Here is a 14,570-nt window from a genome sequence, read left to right as displayed (position 1 = left end):
TTAGTGTTTCTTCAAATTACGGCGTTGGAATCATCGCCTTTTACAGAGCTACCTATCGCTGGACCTCAATTGGTGGCACGCTTGTTCATACGTTGATTAACCTTAGTAGGTAGAAACCATTGCGGGAACAGGTATCATGGAACGATCTGAAGTCGAGAACCTATTGGCCCGGTTCGAACTGGCCCAAATCATTAAAATAAAAGAGGAGGTTCAGTCATCTCTTGATGGGCCGTCCAAGTTGATACTTGAACTAGAAGGCAAGGTCCGTTCCATGCGGCAACGCTTGAATATTGCAGCTACCGTTGCAGTTATTTTTGGGGTGGGCGGTGCATGGGGCTATAGCGTGCTCAGCAAAGCAACGTCTGAAATCAATGAACTACAAAGTAAGTTGTCGACCGCCACCCATCAAATTAAGTCGTACGAGCAGCTAGTTCAAAGCCACTCGGATGAATTAGAGGAACTCAACGCCAAAGCCGCAAAAAGTGCGACAGAACAGTTATCAAAAGCCGTCACAACTGCGATAGATGACTTCCAGCAAGGTGTTAAATCTGGGGAACTCAGAGACCTCAAAATTCGAGGACGATTGACGGCTGAGGAAGTTTGGGCCAACAGAGTGATTGTGACCGGAAAGGGCGGCGGCATCTATCTCACAATCCACAAAACAGGAGGCCGCCTTTCAATTGTTGGTGGGAGAGACAAGGATAGCCTAGTCGAAGTCGGTCCTTCTGCAAACGGTGGTGGTGATGTCGTGGTCTTCGACAAACAAGGCCGCGAAAACGCTTTTTCAACTTTAAGTCGGCAATGAAACATCCGCGATTTCGCGAGATTGAGTGGTAGGTTCGCAAATCTGCACGACGCTTTCCGGAAATTGGAGGGAGATGGTGATTTTCTCATGCGCCAACTGTAGTGGATTTGATTGCTTAATACTCAAACGGGTTAACCTGCTTCAAGCTTTCAAACAGGTACTGCATTCCCGCACCGTCTCCATAACCACCCTCAACGGCGTCCTTGTTGGTACGGCCTGTAAGGTAGCGGCGGCGCGCGTCGGAAGTGTTGGCACTGGCGGCTTGTAATTTCCATTTATTTACGCAATCTATATAGACATGCGGAATCAGGAGTGGAAATTTGGCTCACGTATTCAAAAAGACTGTGAAATCCAAAGGTGACACCACGCGGGATGTGTGGGTCGCACGCTGGAAGAACGAAAAAGGTAAGTGGAAGGAAAAGGCGACTTTCGCAAAAAAGAAAGACGCCCAGAATTTCTTGACCACCGTCGGTCCAGAGGCAGCACGACAGTTTGAACTATACCGCAGCGACAAGAGCTATATCGATGTCGCACGGGCGTATCGGCTGAGCTTGGTGGAGCCTACGGACGGTAGCGACCCAATCGGAGAGCAGACCAATCGGACATACAAGCAGTACCTGACCTATTCCGCGTATGTCCTTCAACAACACAAGATTGGTGAGGTAAGCGACGACGACATGCGCCGGGTCCGCGACTATTGCGTTTCGAACACAAACAGCACCCGCGCCGCTTCCGAAGCCTTCCGACTATGCAAAGCAGTAATGAACTATGCAGAGGAAGAGGGACTTATCGCCCGTGCACCGGGGCAGAAACTGAAAGTCGCGAAGAGCCGAACAGACCGGATGCAGGACCGCATTCGAAAGGTAGACCAAGTCTACACACCCGAAGAGATTAAGACCCTTCTCCGCGCTGCGGATGCACTGGCAAAAGATAAGCAGAAACAGCGCAGGGAAGCGTGGGTGCCATATCGGGCAATGACTTACTTTCTCGTATATACTGGCGCTCGAATTTCGGAAGTTCGGGGCTTCCCGCGCGCGGCGTTTCTGCACAATCGCGGCCTGATTCAGATACGCCAAAAAGCGACGGAAGGCGGTGAAATCGAGTTCCCGAAGTCGGCTGACGGTATCCGGGACATTCCGCTACATCCTGACCTAGTTGCGCCGATGCAAACAGCGCTGCGCGCCCACAATCGAGACCTTGTTTTTTCAACCCGCAACGGCGACCCGCTGGAACTTCGGAACCTCTACAACCGGATGTGGAAAGTTCTTCTTGCTAAAGCAAACGAACTAGCGGCGACCAAAGAGTCCGGCCTATCTCCGGTTCGGGAACTCGGATTCCATGCCCTGCGCCATGCATACGCCTCGCGACTGATTGCGGCCAATGTAGACCTAAAGAGACTGCAAGTGTGGATGGGCCACCATGACCCGGCGTACTCGGTCAAACAGTACGGGCACTTGATGGAAGACAGGGCCGCTGACGCGGCGTTGATGGAAAAAATCGCGATTTAGAAGTGGAAAATGGAGTGGAAAAGTAAAATCATATATCCATGATCCATATGATATTAAAATATAAATTTATTAATTGATACGCGCTATCATAATCCGCGTGTCGGGGGTTCAAGTCCCTCCTCCGCTACCACCACCTCCCAACTTTAGATTCTTGGTTTGAGATGAAGGCGCTTTTGTGTCCCTTAACCTCAACGGGATGGCGTCATTTTCCACCAAGGACACAACGATTTCAGAAATGAGAGACCTGATGACGCCCAGCGTTTGGGCCTCTGGTTTTTCAGCGGGCTTACCCATTGAGCTCACGAGACCCTGAATGGCGTGGATATTCTGTTTCAGAGTTGCGGGATCAAAGGAGACCGCGTAACTGCTCGCATCCGTCGAATGCAGTTCTACTCGCGCCGTCCTCAATTGGGTCTTCGCTTCAACGAGCTTTGCTTCCTCATTCCCCCGGTTCAATCGGCTCGGACGCCAGGAAAGTGGTCTACCAGGAAATCGATCAGAATCCGCACCCGTCGCGGCAGGAAGGTTGTTTCCGGGCGTAGAATGAAGATCCCGCCCCCGGCGTCTTGTTCAGTGCAATCAGTTAAGACTGGCACCAACTGGCCATCTAGCAGGTCTTGGGAGATGAGAAACTCTGGCAGCCAAGCAATGCCTCGCCCCGCGCAGCACGCTGCATGGAGAGCTTCCAGGCTGTTGCAAATGAAGCCAGGGCCAAGCCGTGCATGCCCGTGTGATGCTCGGGCAATCCCCCAATCCGAAAGGTGCCTCTCGTGGACCAAGCGCAGACATTTGTGTGTGGTAAGCTCTTCCGGTTGCTGAGGGATGCCATGCTGTTCGAGATAGGCAGGTGCGGCACATATCACCCGCCGGTTGGTCATCAGTTTTCGCGAGACCAGTGATGAATCGCGTAGGGCACCACTGCGGATCGCAAGGTCAAAACCTTCCCCGACCAAATCGACCAATTTGTCGGTCAGCAGCAGTTCGATCTCAACCTCTGGATGTCGCTCCATGAATTCGATCGCCAGGGAAACTACATACAGGCGACCTAGAGCCGCAGCGCTTGTTACGCGGATTGTGCCGCGCAGCCTGTCGCCATCGTCAGCAATATCCTCTTCCAGCGCTGTCAGGCGAGAAAGAAGGCCCCGCGCTTCCTCCACATATCGCTGCCCTGCATCGGTCAAGGCCATGCGCCGGGTTGAGCGGACAAGAAGCGGCACCCTCAACCGCTGTTCAAGCTGATGCACCCGTTTACCCACAGCGGACGGGGTGTATCCCAACACTCTGGCGGCAGCTGAGAAACTGCCGTGATCAACAACGGCCAGAAGGATCTCGATTTCTGTCTTTTGTGTCATCTGTTCCAAAATCTATCAAGACATGATCCAAGTAGCCAACTTATCATGCAAAGTGATCCAACGTATCTCAGGTGGAGATGAAAACTCCAAGGAAAACCGCTTTGCACACCGCTTCGAACGTCTCCCTTTTCTCGCCACTCACTTTGCCGAATGGGCATGTATTGAAGAACCGGATCATCAAATCGGCGATGTCGGATTCGTTGGCGGATGGCCAGGGAAACCCAACTCGTGCTCAGATGCGGCTTTATGAACGCTGGGCTGAAGGGGGGCTTGCCGCGTCGATCATCGGCGAGGTGCAGGGTGATCCGCGATATCCCGAGAAACCGGGAAATCTGGTACTGGATGGTGCAGCCGACGAGACAGCGTTTCGCGACCTTGCACGTCGCGGGTCGGCTAATGGAGCCCAATTGTGGCTGCAGCTTGGGCATGCCGGGGCAATGGCTCATCCTCCGATCAGCAAACCCAGAGGGCCAAGCGCTATCGAGTTTCCTGATTTCCGCAGCGAAGCTATGTCAATCGCCGAGATAAGGGCCGTTCCAGATAGTTTTGCCCGCACCGCACTGCGTGCGGCAGAATTGGGATTTGGTGGCGTGCAAATCCATGCCGCACACGGCTTCCTCCTGAGCCAGTTTCTGTCGCCACTATTCAATCGCCGAACCGATGCCTATGGCGGTTCGATACAGGTGCGGATGCGGCTACTCATTGAAACGGTGGAAGCTGTACGCGCGTCGGTCCCATCCGACTTTGTGGTAGCAGTAAAGCTGAATGCAACCGATCAACTCGACGGAGGCCTAACGGAAAACGAAGCACTCGAAGTCGTTGCCGGACTTGAAGGCAAGGGTGTCGACCTTCTGGATATCAGCGGCGGGACCTATTTCCCCGGGGCACCTTCCAGCTCAGAACGCGCGACGAAGGGTCCTTACTTTGTCGACTTTGCGCGCGCTGCGCGTCGACTGATATCAGTTCCCCTTATGGTCACCGGCGGTTTCAAACGCAAAGAAGAGGCAGAAGCTGCAGTCCGATCAAGGGATGTGGATGTCGTGGGAGTGGCAAGGGGTATTGTCCTTGATCCCTCTTTGCCCGCAAAATGGCAGGCCGGAAAAAGTGATCCCTCTTTCCCTCGATTTGCCACCTTGCCGCCCGGAGGAATGACTGCTTGGTTTACCATGCGCATGACCGATCTCGGAGAAGATCGAGAGGATCATGTTAACCGGGACATCAGTGAAGCTATTGCAGAATATGAGAAACGCGATGAATTGCGCGTCGTTCAGTGGAAGAGAAGGTTTTCTGCTCTGTAAGGTTTTCCAGCCCTGAAAGGGTAGCTTTCCCCAAATCGGTCATTGACCCAATCTGCAGCGGGAGGCAGGAAACCACCCGATCTCATTTGCATCATACGGTCCAGAGCGGTCACTCGTTGGGGTCGGGTCATGCCGCGTTTGCAGCCTACACTCCAGACAGTCGCTGCGTGCGCCGAATGAGGCGGAAAGAATACGGATTTTGTGATAGTTGCAATTCGACAGCCTACAAATCTGATCTAAAAAAGCAAAAGTTCAGCAATCAATTAAACGACGTGAAACCTAGGAAAAACTAGGGATTCAGATGACAGATAATTCATCAACTAGCTTTAGCGCATCTCTCACATCGGTAGTATGCTCACCTCCTTTTATCTTATCCAAAGCGGTACGCAGCTCAGGGATCGCACTGTGCGACTGTCCAAATAGTTTGCTTTGCTTTGTGTAATCTACGGACGTTCGAAGTTCGAACATCCTTGCCTTCTGGCTTCTCGCAGCGTCTAAAGCTTTAAGAAATTCCTTTTCCGCCAACTCATTCTTGCAACGTGCTAGCGCGTAGACTCGTTCCGTCTCAGGCCGAGCCCATCCTTCATTTGTGCGATGCTGCTGATCATGGGCCTGAGCCAGCATATCCAAGGCTCCTTTCCGGTCACCTATTTTCAAAGTGAGCTCCGCAACTAAGGTCAGAAAGAAGGGTTTGTAGTTTCCCGCGCCACTTTCCCACCATGCGATCGACGCTTTGTGTAACGCATCGATCGTTTCTTGTTTTGGCGAAACAAAGGCATTCACCCAGCTTCGCCAGAGGGCCGCAGTCAAAGACATGAATGTGAATGAATGCCCAGCTGAAATCTCCTCAAGCTCCTCAACTACCTCCAAGACTTTCTCGGGTTCACGACGCAGCAGGTGAAGCATGCACAAATATGTCAGTGACTGAGCAATGCTATGAGCGTGCTCTAGCTGTTTAGCACCCGCCACCGCTCGATTTTGTATCTTTAGGGCTTCGTCAGGGTTCCCGAGCATCCACACGGCTAAACTCAGAAAACATGAGGTAATTGCCGCATGGTCCGATCCATAGATATAAGCCAGCTGCCCGTCACGCTCTCGGCTGTAGAGGTCCAGTGCTTTGCTTAGGTGCTTATATGCCGGGCTTAGCTCTCCGATATGGAATAATACTGCTCCCATCGCGCGATGTGCCACCATCTGATGCTGCGTCTCACCGGTCGAGGCCGCCAAATCCAGCAATTGCCCTGCGACAGATCTTGCCAAATCGTATTCCGCACGGACCAAATGAAAGGAATACAATCCATTCAGAACCGGGAACAGGTGCTGTGTTTCTTCAACGCGATCACACAAGTCACGTATTCTTGCATAAACTGAACCGGTTTCATCGGCGGCAATCCCTGCAGTTGACCTCAGAACACCGGCCTTGAGAACCAGAATCTCAATTTCCCTACGATCCCGTTCAATGCTCTGTTCCAACTCGCCAAGCTGCTCAAGCGCCAGTGACAGCTGTGTACTAGCTTCGGTGTTGGCAGATCGCTGGATCGCACGCTGACCCGCAAGGTACCGATAGTCGACGGCTTCCTTGTTCATGCCGGCCATAGTGTAATGATGCGCCAGAATTTCCGGGCTCGCATCGCCCTTATGCGCCGACGTGTCATCCAATTGCTGCGCCACGCGAGAGTGTAGAACCCGGCGTTCACGCATCAAAAGACTATTGTAGGCAGTGTCGCGAATAAGGGCGTGGCAGTAGCTAAAAGTTTCAAAACCCTCGGCACGAGAAACCGTAACTATGCCAGCCTCCACCAAGAGCTCGAGACCCGCACGCAACGCTTTATCGCCGATGCCGGCCACTTTCGAGATCAACGGATAGGTGAATTGCGGTCCAATGACAGCTCCGATTTGGGCGACCTCTTTTGCGGAGCTCAGGCGATCAAGGCGCGCCATCAGCGCATCATGCAGCGTACTGGGCACCGAGTTCGCTGCCGAGACCCCACCCATCGAGTAGGTATCCCTTCCCCTAGTCAGGATGCCCGACTCAAGGAGATCTTTGGTCACCTCCTCCACATATAGCGGAACACCGTTAGATCTTGCCGCGACCACGTCATACATCTCATCAGCAATCGTCTCGCCTTCGGCGACTTCGTCGACAATGGTTTTGACATGCTGAAAGTCTAATTGCTTCAAGGCAACTTTTGTGAGGTTTGACTGAAGTGTCCAACTCGGATCGAACTCAGGTCGGAATGTCATAACAACAAGCACTGGAAGATCACGAATACGGTCGACGATCCGATCCAGAAGCAACTTAGTTGTCGGATCAATCCAATGGGCATCTTCAAAAAGGAAAAGAACCGGACCGCCCGCAGCCTCCGACGAAAGGTTGTTCACCAACAAATCTAGAGAATGATCCATAATCTGCTGCGGCGTCAGTTCCAAAGGTCCTAATTGATCTTCGAATGGAATGGAGAGAAGGGTAGCGGCCAACTTCAGTGCTTCGTCGGATTGATCGCCCAGCACGTCGCGGATTTTTTCAAGCTTTACGTAGCTTGGCTCGTCTGCACGAAGATTTGCCCTACTCTCAAGTTGGCGAACTACGGGATAAAACGCAGTCGCAAAATGATATGGAGAACATTGATATCGCGTTTGTGTGTGTGGAAAATCGGCAATGCTCTGTCGAAACTCTTCTACCAATCGCGACTTTCCAATTCCCGGCTCTCCTGAGACCAACACAACCTGCCCAAGACCTCCACTGGCAAGCGCCCACTTATCATTCAGCGCCTCCAGTTCTACAGAGCGACCGACCAAGGGTTTGAGCAACACGTCATCTATCGCCATGAAACGACTGACCGTTTCACGTGCCCTAGTCACTTGCCAAGCTTCGACTTCCTTAGCAAAACCCTTGAGCTTGAACGCACCGCGCAGAACATACTCAAATGCATCACCGGCCAACTGATGAGTGGTTGGGGCGATGATTACCGCCCCTGGATCCGCCATTGTCTGAAGACGCGCGGCCAGATTGGGCGTCTCGCCCATCGCCGTCCCGTCCTCAAACATTTTTTCGCCTCGCAAATCACCGACCACAACCAATCCGGTTGCAATGCCTATTCGGACATTGAGTTTCGCATGGGTGCGAATTTTCGGAATCTCATCGATGATACGCAGACCCGCACGGATAGCACGCTCGGGGTCATCTTCATGGGCGTGGGGAAACCCGAAAAAAACCATGATACCGTCGCCATAGTAACTTGCGATATGGCCATCAAACGCGGCGACGGCCGAGGCACAGGTTTCCTTGAAGAGCCGAAGAACATCAGCCAGATCTTCCGGATCGACACGTTGCGCGATTTCGGTTGAGCCGACCAGATCGATGAACATGACCGTAAGCTGGCGCCGCTCTGCCACGATTTCGGGGCCGTTGGACGTGATGGGTTGTTTCAGCGCCTTTTCAGTGCTTGCGCGAACAGCCTTGAGGAACCGCCTTCTCGGTCCGAGGGGAAGCCCAATTGTTATCAAGTCTTCGTCAGTTAGTTCTGACAGGTCGCCAAATTCGACTTCGTGTTCAGCAAAAGCAGCAGCATACTTGGATAAACCATGTTTCTGGAGCCAGGTCGCGATATCGGACATCAAATAGTTTTGCTTGCGGTTGTAGAGGGACCACTTCGTACACTTGCCAGCAAGCATCTCCCCGTTAACTTAAGTCCGCCATTTAGCCGGTGGTCTATTTGTCGAACAATGAGATCGTGTTTTGTTCTAATGAAGACTATGGCACCATATTAGGTCAAGGGCTTCATCGGCTCTATTTACGCTGTGCGGCGCTTCAAGCCAGATGTTCGACGCGGCAGCGAGATCAGTCGACGAACGAATTTACTGATCGTGGGACGGAACGGACCTTTAGCGCAGTTCACAAATGAACGGCGGACTGCGGTTTGTTCCTTTACATTGAACGAATGCTGGACCGCATCAAAAGGTCATGTCCAAAATCTCTATGCGGCTGCCACACTGTTTTGATGCGCTTGTGGAATTGCCAGCGTCCAGAATGTCCTCCCTGATGTACCCGATGTCGCGCAGATGGGTTGAATTAAGTTCACGCAGCGCTTCGCCTAATTTTTGACGTTCCACACGTTCCTCGCGATAGGCTTGAAAGGTTCGCCACAGTTTACCAGCGATGATGAGGTAACCATCTGTCGGTGCGGTTGAAGTCGGGTAGTCGGTCATTCGTCTTTCTCCTCCGTGTTATACAGAGAAAGCATGGCGCAACCTGCCTTCCGCAGGCTAGTTCAGGGCATTTTAGGCCCCGGTACAGTTTCTGAACTGGAACGGAATCCTCTTCAAGATATAATCTGAACAGGAGGGAGGAACGCTGCGATGCCCGCCAAATCCTATGGAATGATTTGCCCAATCTCAAAAGCCTGCGAAATTCTGACACCGCGTTGGACTATCCCGATTTTAACCGAAATGGGGTATAACGGCTACACCAAGTTCAGCGACCTTAAGCGGGTACTTGGCAACATTTCTCCGGCGATTCTCTCAAAGCGGCTGTCCGAGATGGAAGCAGTAGGTTTGATCGAACGGATCGAAAACAAAGCCAAGGGAACCATAGACTACTTGCCTACGGATAAAGCGAAAGCGCTCGTCCCAATTTTAGATGCTTTGGCCGAGTGGACCCAGAAACATATTGAAGCCGAGCTGGCTGTCTGCAGTTATGACTTGTCGCAACTTATGTGGTATTTGCGCCAGATGATCGTGGTTAACGAACTTCCTCGTCGGCGCGTGGTAGTGCGCATGAATTTTGCCGACGAAGAGGGGCCATTCCCAGTCTACTGGCTGGTCTACGAGCCCCACAGCGGCATTGTTGAGGCCTGTGTAGACGTGCCTTCCTTTGACGTGGACTTGTATATCGAAACGACCAAGTTGTCGTTTGGAGCTATTTTTTACGGTCGAACAAGCGTTGCCCGTGAGGTCGCGGAAGGACGCATGTTTTTTTCCGGAGATAAAGTGTTGGAACGGACCATTGATCGATGGCTGCCGCGAGCGGCCCTGGCATCAGTCGAAGGCACCCTGCAGTTGGCAGCGGCTGAGTAGCGATCTTTATCAGTATCTGACCTGCCTTCGATCGTCTCCAAAGGGCTCACTGTCGTCGTTTGAGCAAGCGCAGCATCTTGTCTTCAGTCGTGCCTAGCGCAGGACAGGACGACCCAAATCGGACATTCACCTCATCAAATCACGCCGCGGCGCAGCTTCAGAAATCCGGTCTATTGTTGCGTCCGCGAGATAAACGCGTGGCAAAAATCGGCGATTCGTCGATTTCATTGCAGTCACTGTTGGCGAGATTAAACCAGCAGGCGCTGAAGTTCTGTGTCACTCACTGTGAACCTGATGATGGTCGGTATGGCCATCTGGACGCTCTCGAAGCTGTGATCAAAAACAGTTTGACCTTCCACTTACTCGAAGCCGTAGGCCCCAAAGGAAACACATCACCCATGTGGAAACATGAAGAACGCCATTATGATTTCAGCAGTTCCAGCCACAGGTATCCCCGGTTACATTTTCTGGCCTGTCGTTGAATTCGTTCAATCGACCGCAAGCCAAACCACAACTCAGGGCACAGTGCTCGTTGACATCGTTCTGCCAGAAACACTGTCCACGAATGCGCAGATCGGCCAGCGGGGCATTGAAGCGAATTGTGCGGCCTCTCATGGACTGAACGGGGGCGGGCAGCAAGGCGTCGCGCCGCCGCTGGTCTATGTCATCTACGAGCCGGATCGCCACAGTGATGAGAGTTTTCAACGCGCTGTTGCACTGGGTGTCAAAAGCCACCATTGGACCTTCGGGAGCATGCCTCCTGTCGAAGGTTTGACGGGCGCGGATATTGCGATGATCATACAAGATGTGCACGAGTTGCAGCGCGCCAACGGCATCAACTGATCATGCAAAAGATTACCGGAAAGCGGATTGTCGCGACAACAACCTGGATCGCCATATCGATGCTGCTTGCGTCCCCATCAATGGCGGATCATGAGCTTCTTGAACGTGACCTCAATGCTGGTCAAGCGATGTACCAAGAGCAATGCGCTTCCTGCCACGGCAGTAATCTCGAAGGTCAGGAAAACTGGCGTTCACCCGACAGCGAAGGCATATTGCCAGCGCCCCCTCATGACGAAACGGGGCACACATGGCACCATGATAACCAGCTGCTCTTTGACTACACGAAACTGGGCGGGAGGCGCGCGCTTGCTGCAATAGGTGTGCAGGATTTTGACAGCGGGATGCCGGCATTCGACGACATTCTGTCTGACGATGAGATCTGGGACATCTTGGCTTATATCAGATCAACATGGCCTGAGCGCGTGCAGGATATGCAAGCAAGCCGCAACCCGCCGCATCAGTAATACGTAGCAATTCCGGCTACCCATAAAGTTGCTCAAAAAAACTGAGAAATATGCTTGACCCTCCACCTGCTGGAAACCCTATCTACTACAAAAGTCGAGCAGAAGAGTCATCAAATACAGGCCCATGAGAGTGAAGTGCACAGCCCTAAAGATGTTCCAGATCGTGATGACGGTCGGGCTTTTGGTGTTTGTCGCTTTCTCGTCAACACATGAGCATGTTTCGCAGGCAACGACAGTAAACACTGAACATGCCCAAATGGACCACGACCCCAATCCGGTGAACAGCACTCATGCAGAGACTTGCTTGGTTCATGTTGCGTGCAGTCTTGCTGCGATGTCGGGTCAGACAAACTTGGCGATTGCATTGCCCTTGTCCAAGACGATGACTCTGCCCCTTTACGACCTCGTACAACCGTCAGCCTTGTCGCTCACTGAAACGCCGCCTCCCCGCGCGTAAGAACGTCCTATCAGCCGCCCGGTCGCTTGACTGAACCCGGCTGATATTATCGTTCATCAAATTTCGTTGGCATTCAACGCGTCCGATCGCGATGCCGACGTCACTCCAAACTTGAGAAAACCAATGACAGCAACGCAATTCATGCGTGTGGCTGCCACTTGTCTTGTCGTCGGAATGACCGGGACAACAAGTGCGCTTGCCGACGTGTACGATATCACAGTGGACCGCATCCGGATCGATGCGGACACATTCAAAAAGAAGGGCATTGGCTACAATGGCAGCCAAACGCCTACTGTTCTTCGCTTCAAGGAAGGCGAGGATGTCACTATCCGGGTCAAGAACAACCTGCGGCAGTCGACCTCAATTCACTGGCACGGGCTGATCCTTCCCTATGATCAGGATGGCGTTCCAGAGATCAGCTTTGACGGGATCAAACCGGGGGAAACCTTCACCTATCAATTCCCCATCAAGCAGGCTGGGACCTATTGGTTCCACAGCCATTCCGGATTTCAGGAACCGGACGGGGCCTACGGTGCCATCGTGATTGAACCGAAGGGCGGGGAGAAGGTCCGCGCGGATCGTGACTATGTTGTGCAGTTAACCGATACGCATCCGCATCAGGGAAAGCGCATCATGCGCAACCTGAAAATGTCATCGGATTACTACAACAGAACACAGCGTACAGTTGCCGATCTTGTGCGAGATTCTCGCGCCGATGGGTTCAAACAAGCCATGGAAGAACGAAAGATGTGGGGGCGCATGCGAATGATGCGCACCGATGTTGAGGATGTTCAGGGCTTTGCCGCAATGATCAACGGTGCGACGACAAGCCAGAATTGGACAGGGCTGTTCAAGCCTGGTGAGAAAGTTCGACTCCGCTTGGTCAATTCTTCTGCCATGACCTACTTCGACGTGCGCATTCCTGGCCTCAAAATGACAGTCGTTCAGGCGGACGGAAACGATGTGAAACCAGTGGTGGTTGACGAGCTTCGTATTGCTGTGGCCGAGACCTATGACGTGATTGTGCAGCCGCGAAAAGCGCAAGCCTACAGCATCTTTGCGGAATCCATGGGACGTACCGGCGTGGTGCGCGGAACGCTTGCACCTGCCGAGGGCATGGTGGGCCCGATGTACAAACCGCGCACACCCCCACTGCTCACCATGGCCGACATGAGCGGCATGATGGGCGGCATGAACATGGAAGACCATGTGATGCAGGCGGACCATTCCATGATGGACATGACGCCAGCCGCCCCAGTCGAAAAGAAGAAACAGGGCGAGATGGACCATAGCCAGATGGACCATGGTGCAATGAATCATAGCCAAATGAACACTGATCAGATGGACCACTCGGCCATGGGTCACGACCAGATGAGCAATGATCAAGTGGATCATGCTGCAATGGGTCATGGCGAACCATCCAAGACCGCAGCAATGCCTGCGCATGCCGGTCACGGTCAGGCTCCCAACTCCATGAGTGCCATGTCACATGCACAAATGGGCCATGGCGCAGGGAACGGGGCTTCAGCACCGTTCTATGCCGATGGCAGCGGGTTGATCCCCGAGGCGGCGAACGGCGGGAGGTTCCTGTCATACCAAGACCTGTCGGCTGCAAAGCCGCTCTATCCGGATCGCCCACCGACACGTGAGATCGAGCTGCGGCTGACCGGAAACATGGAGCGCTACATCTGGTCCATCAACGGCAAGAAGCTCTCCGAGGCCGAGCCGTTGGTACTTTATTATGGTGAGCGGGTGCGCTTCAAATTCGTCAACGAAACGATGATGTCGCATCCCATGCATCTGCACGGTATGTGGTCGATCCTCGATACCGGCAAAGGCCGCAGAGACCCGATCAAGCACACAATCAACGTCAACCCTGGCACGACCGTTTACACCGAAACAGAGGTCGATGTGACAGGACAATGGGCCTTTCATTGCCACCTGTCCTACCACGCCGACGCAGGGATGTTCCGCAAAGTCGTTATCAAAGGAACACCGGCATGACATTGAAACGATCACTCAACCAACAGATGACAGCTTTGGCGCTGTCGATCGTGGCGGGTGGGGTCGCGCAGCACGCAAGTGCAGAAGCTCTCACTTACGGCATTCAGGTCGAGCAACTGGAATATCGTTCGACCGATGACGGCGGGACATATGTCTGGGATTTCGATGCTCTGGTGGGCACCGACGAATTGAAGTTCGTGTGGCGCAGCAAAGGTGAAGTCGCAGAAAGCTCTGGTGAGATCGAGAGTCTGGAAAACCAGCTGCGATTGCAGATGCCCATATCCAGATTCTTCGATGCGGTTGTCGGGGTGTACGCACAAACGCCAGACCAACTGCCCGACAGATATGCAGCTGTTCTTGGTGTCAAAGGACTTGCACCACAGTGGTTTGAAATCGACGCAGATCTCTACCTGTCAGACCGGTCGTTCCTTCGGTTTGAAGGGGAATATGAGGCTTTGCTGACCAACCGCTTGACCCTGATACCATCCTTAGAGGTCACTCTGCCTGTGCAGGATGATCCGGCTTACATGCAAGCAGCGGGAGGGGCCACTGTCGAGATCGGCGCGCGCCTTGGCTACGACCTCATCGACCGATCGGTCGCTCCTTACATCGGCATCAACTATGAAAAATCGTTCGGTGGCACTGCCGACATGATGCGAGCTGCCGGTGAGGAGGATGACGAATTCTCAATCGTGACCGGTGTCCGATTGATGTTCTGAGAACCCCGCGCGGCGGGATCACCGCCGCGCATTTTCAGTCTCTC

General features: G+C 53.1%; 11 protein-coding genes. 8 read left to right on the top strand and 3 right to left on the bottom strand.

Annotation, left to right across the window (positions count from 1 at the left end; translation table 11 throughout):
• Nucleotides 1-136 precede the first annotated feature (136 nt).
• Together ACR0NW_RS17405 and ACR0NW_RS17400 are read left to right on the top strand one after the other, a co-directional pair.
• A complete protein-coding gene (locus ACR0NW_RS17405) occupies nucleotides 137-805 on the top strand; it encodes a hypothetical protein (RefSeq protein WP_480451701.1) in 669 nt (222 codons plus the stop codon).
• 344 nt (nucleotides 806-1,149) lie between these two features.
• On the top strand, nucleotides 1,150-2,313 hold the full coding sequence (locus ACR0NW_RS17400; protein ID WP_480451699.1) for a tyrosine-type recombinase/integrase: 1,164 nt from the start codon (nucleotides 1,150-1,152) through the stop codon (nucleotides 2,311-2,313).
• Nucleotides 2,314-2,765: 452 nt separating this feature from the next.
• Here the strand turns inward: ACR0NW_RS17400 and ACR0NW_RS17395 are convergent, their stop codons facing one another.
• On the bottom strand, nucleotides 2,766-3,665 hold the full coding sequence (locus tag ACR0NW_RS17395; protein ID WP_480451698.1) for a LysR family transcriptional regulator: 900 nt from the start codon (nucleotides 3,663-3,665) through the stop codon (nucleotides 2,766-2,768).
• A gap of 77 nt (nucleotides 3,666-3,742) precedes the next feature.
• On the opposite strand from ACR0NW_RS17395, the gene ACR0NW_RS17390 reads away from it, so the two are divergent.
• Nucleotides 3,743-4,963, top strand: a complete 1,221-nt coding sequence (locus ACR0NW_RS17390) for an NADH:flavin oxidoreductase/NADH oxidase family protein (RefSeq protein ID WP_480451697.1) — start codon at nucleotides 3,743-3,745, stop codon at nucleotides 4,961-4,963.
• Nucleotides 4,964-5,260: 297 nt separating this feature from the next.
• On the opposite strand, the gene ACR0NW_RS17385 is transcribed toward ACR0NW_RS17390, so the two are convergent.
• On the bottom strand, nucleotides 5,261-8,581 hold the full coding sequence (locus ACR0NW_RS17385; RefSeq protein WP_480451696.1) for an ATP-binding protein: 3,321 nt from the start codon (nucleotides 8,579-8,581) through the stop codon (nucleotides 5,261-5,263).
• 336 nt (nucleotides 8,582-8,917) lie between these two features.
• The gene (locus ACR0NW_RS17380) at nucleotides 8,918-9,172 is read right to left on the bottom strand and encodes a hypothetical protein (protein ID WP_480451694.1); all 255 of its coding nucleotides are present in this window, start codon (nucleotides 9,170-9,172) and stop codon (nucleotides 8,918-8,920) included.
• Between the two features lie 150 nt (nucleotides 9,173-9,322).
• On the opposite strand from ACR0NW_RS17380, the gene ACR0NW_RS17375 reads away from it, so the two are divergent.
• From ACR0NW_RS17375 to ACR0NW_RS17355, 5 genes are all read left to right on the top strand, one after another.
• On the top strand, nucleotides 9,323-10,039 hold the full coding sequence (locus ACR0NW_RS17375; protein ID WP_170654381.1) for a winged helix-turn-helix transcriptional regulator: 717 nt from the start codon (nucleotides 9,323-9,325) through the stop codon (nucleotides 10,037-10,039).
• Between the two features lie 408 nt (nucleotides 10,040-10,447).
• Nucleotides 10,448-10,882, top strand: coding sequence for a c-type cytochrome (locus ACR0NW_RS17370; protein ID WP_480451692.1), 435 nt, complete (start codon nucleotides 10,448-10,450; stop codon nucleotides 10,880-10,882).
• A gap of 2 nt (nucleotides 10,883-10,884) precedes the next feature.
• Complete coding sequence (locus tag ACR0NW_RS17365; RefSeq protein ID WP_480451691.1) at nucleotides 10,885-11,346, top strand: c-type cytochrome; 462 nt, start codon at nucleotides 10,885-10,887, stop codon at nucleotides 11,344-11,346.
• 580 nt (nucleotides 11,347-11,926) lie between these two features.
• Nucleotides 11,927-13,807, top strand: a complete 1,881-nt coding sequence (locus ACR0NW_RS17360; RefSeq protein ID WP_480451690.1) for a multicopper oxidase domain-containing protein — start codon at nucleotides 11,927-11,929, stop codon at nucleotides 13,805-13,807.
• Complete coding sequence (locus tag ACR0NW_RS17355; RefSeq protein WP_480451688.1) at nucleotides 13,804-14,526, top strand: copper resistance protein B; 723 nt, start codon at nucleotides 13,804-13,806, stop codon at nucleotides 14,524-14,526. Before ACR0NW_RS17360 ends, ACR0NW_RS17355 begins: the two co-directional genes overlap by 4 nt.
• The last annotated feature ends 44 nt before the right edge of the window (nucleotides 14,527-14,570 follow it).

Source organism: Ruegeria sp. CF5 (assembly GCF_056537325.1).
This window is presented reverse-complemented; position numbering and strand designations above follow the sequence as displayed.

Bases quoted from the DNA above. Each gene is read 5' to 3' on its own strand.
- ACR0NW_RS17365 (WP_480451691.1), top strand. From the start codon at position 10,885: ATGCAAAAGATTACCGGAAAGCGGATTGTCGCGACAACAACCTGGATC.
- ACR0NW_RS17405 (WP_480451701.1), top strand. From the start codon at position 137: ATGGAACGATCTGAAGTCGAGAACCTATTGGCCCGGTTCGAACTGGCC.
- ACR0NW_RS17355 (WP_480451688.1), top strand. From the start codon at position 13,804: ATGACATTGAAACGATCACTCAACCAACAGATGACAGCTTTGGCGCTG.
- ACR0NW_RS17380 (WP_480451694.1), bottom strand. From the start codon at position 9,172: ATGACCGACTACCCGACTTCAACCGCACCGACAGATGGTTACCTCATC.
- ACR0NW_RS17390 (WP_480451697.1), top strand. From the start codon at position 3,743: ATGAAAACTCCAAGGAAAACCGCTTTGCACACCGCTTCGAACGTCTCC.
- ACR0NW_RS17370 (WP_480451692.1), top strand. From the start codon at position 10,448: ATGAAGAACGCCATTATGATTTCAGCAGTTCCAGCCACAGGTATCCCC.
- ACR0NW_RS17385 (WP_480451696.1), bottom strand. From the start codon at position 8,581: ATGTCCGATATCGCGACCTGGCTCCAGAAACATGGTTTATCCAAGTAT.
- ACR0NW_RS17360 (WP_480451690.1), top strand. From the start codon at position 11,927: ATGACAGCAACGCAATTCATGCGTGTGGCTGCCACTTGTCTTGTCGTC.
- ACR0NW_RS17375 (WP_170654381.1), top strand. From the start codon at position 9,323: ATGCCCGCCAAATCCTATGGAATGATTTGCCCAATCTCAAAAGCCTGC.
- ACR0NW_RS17395 (WP_480451698.1), bottom strand. From the start codon at position 3,665: ATGACACAAAAGACAGAAATCGAGATCCTTCTGGCCGTTGTTGATCAC.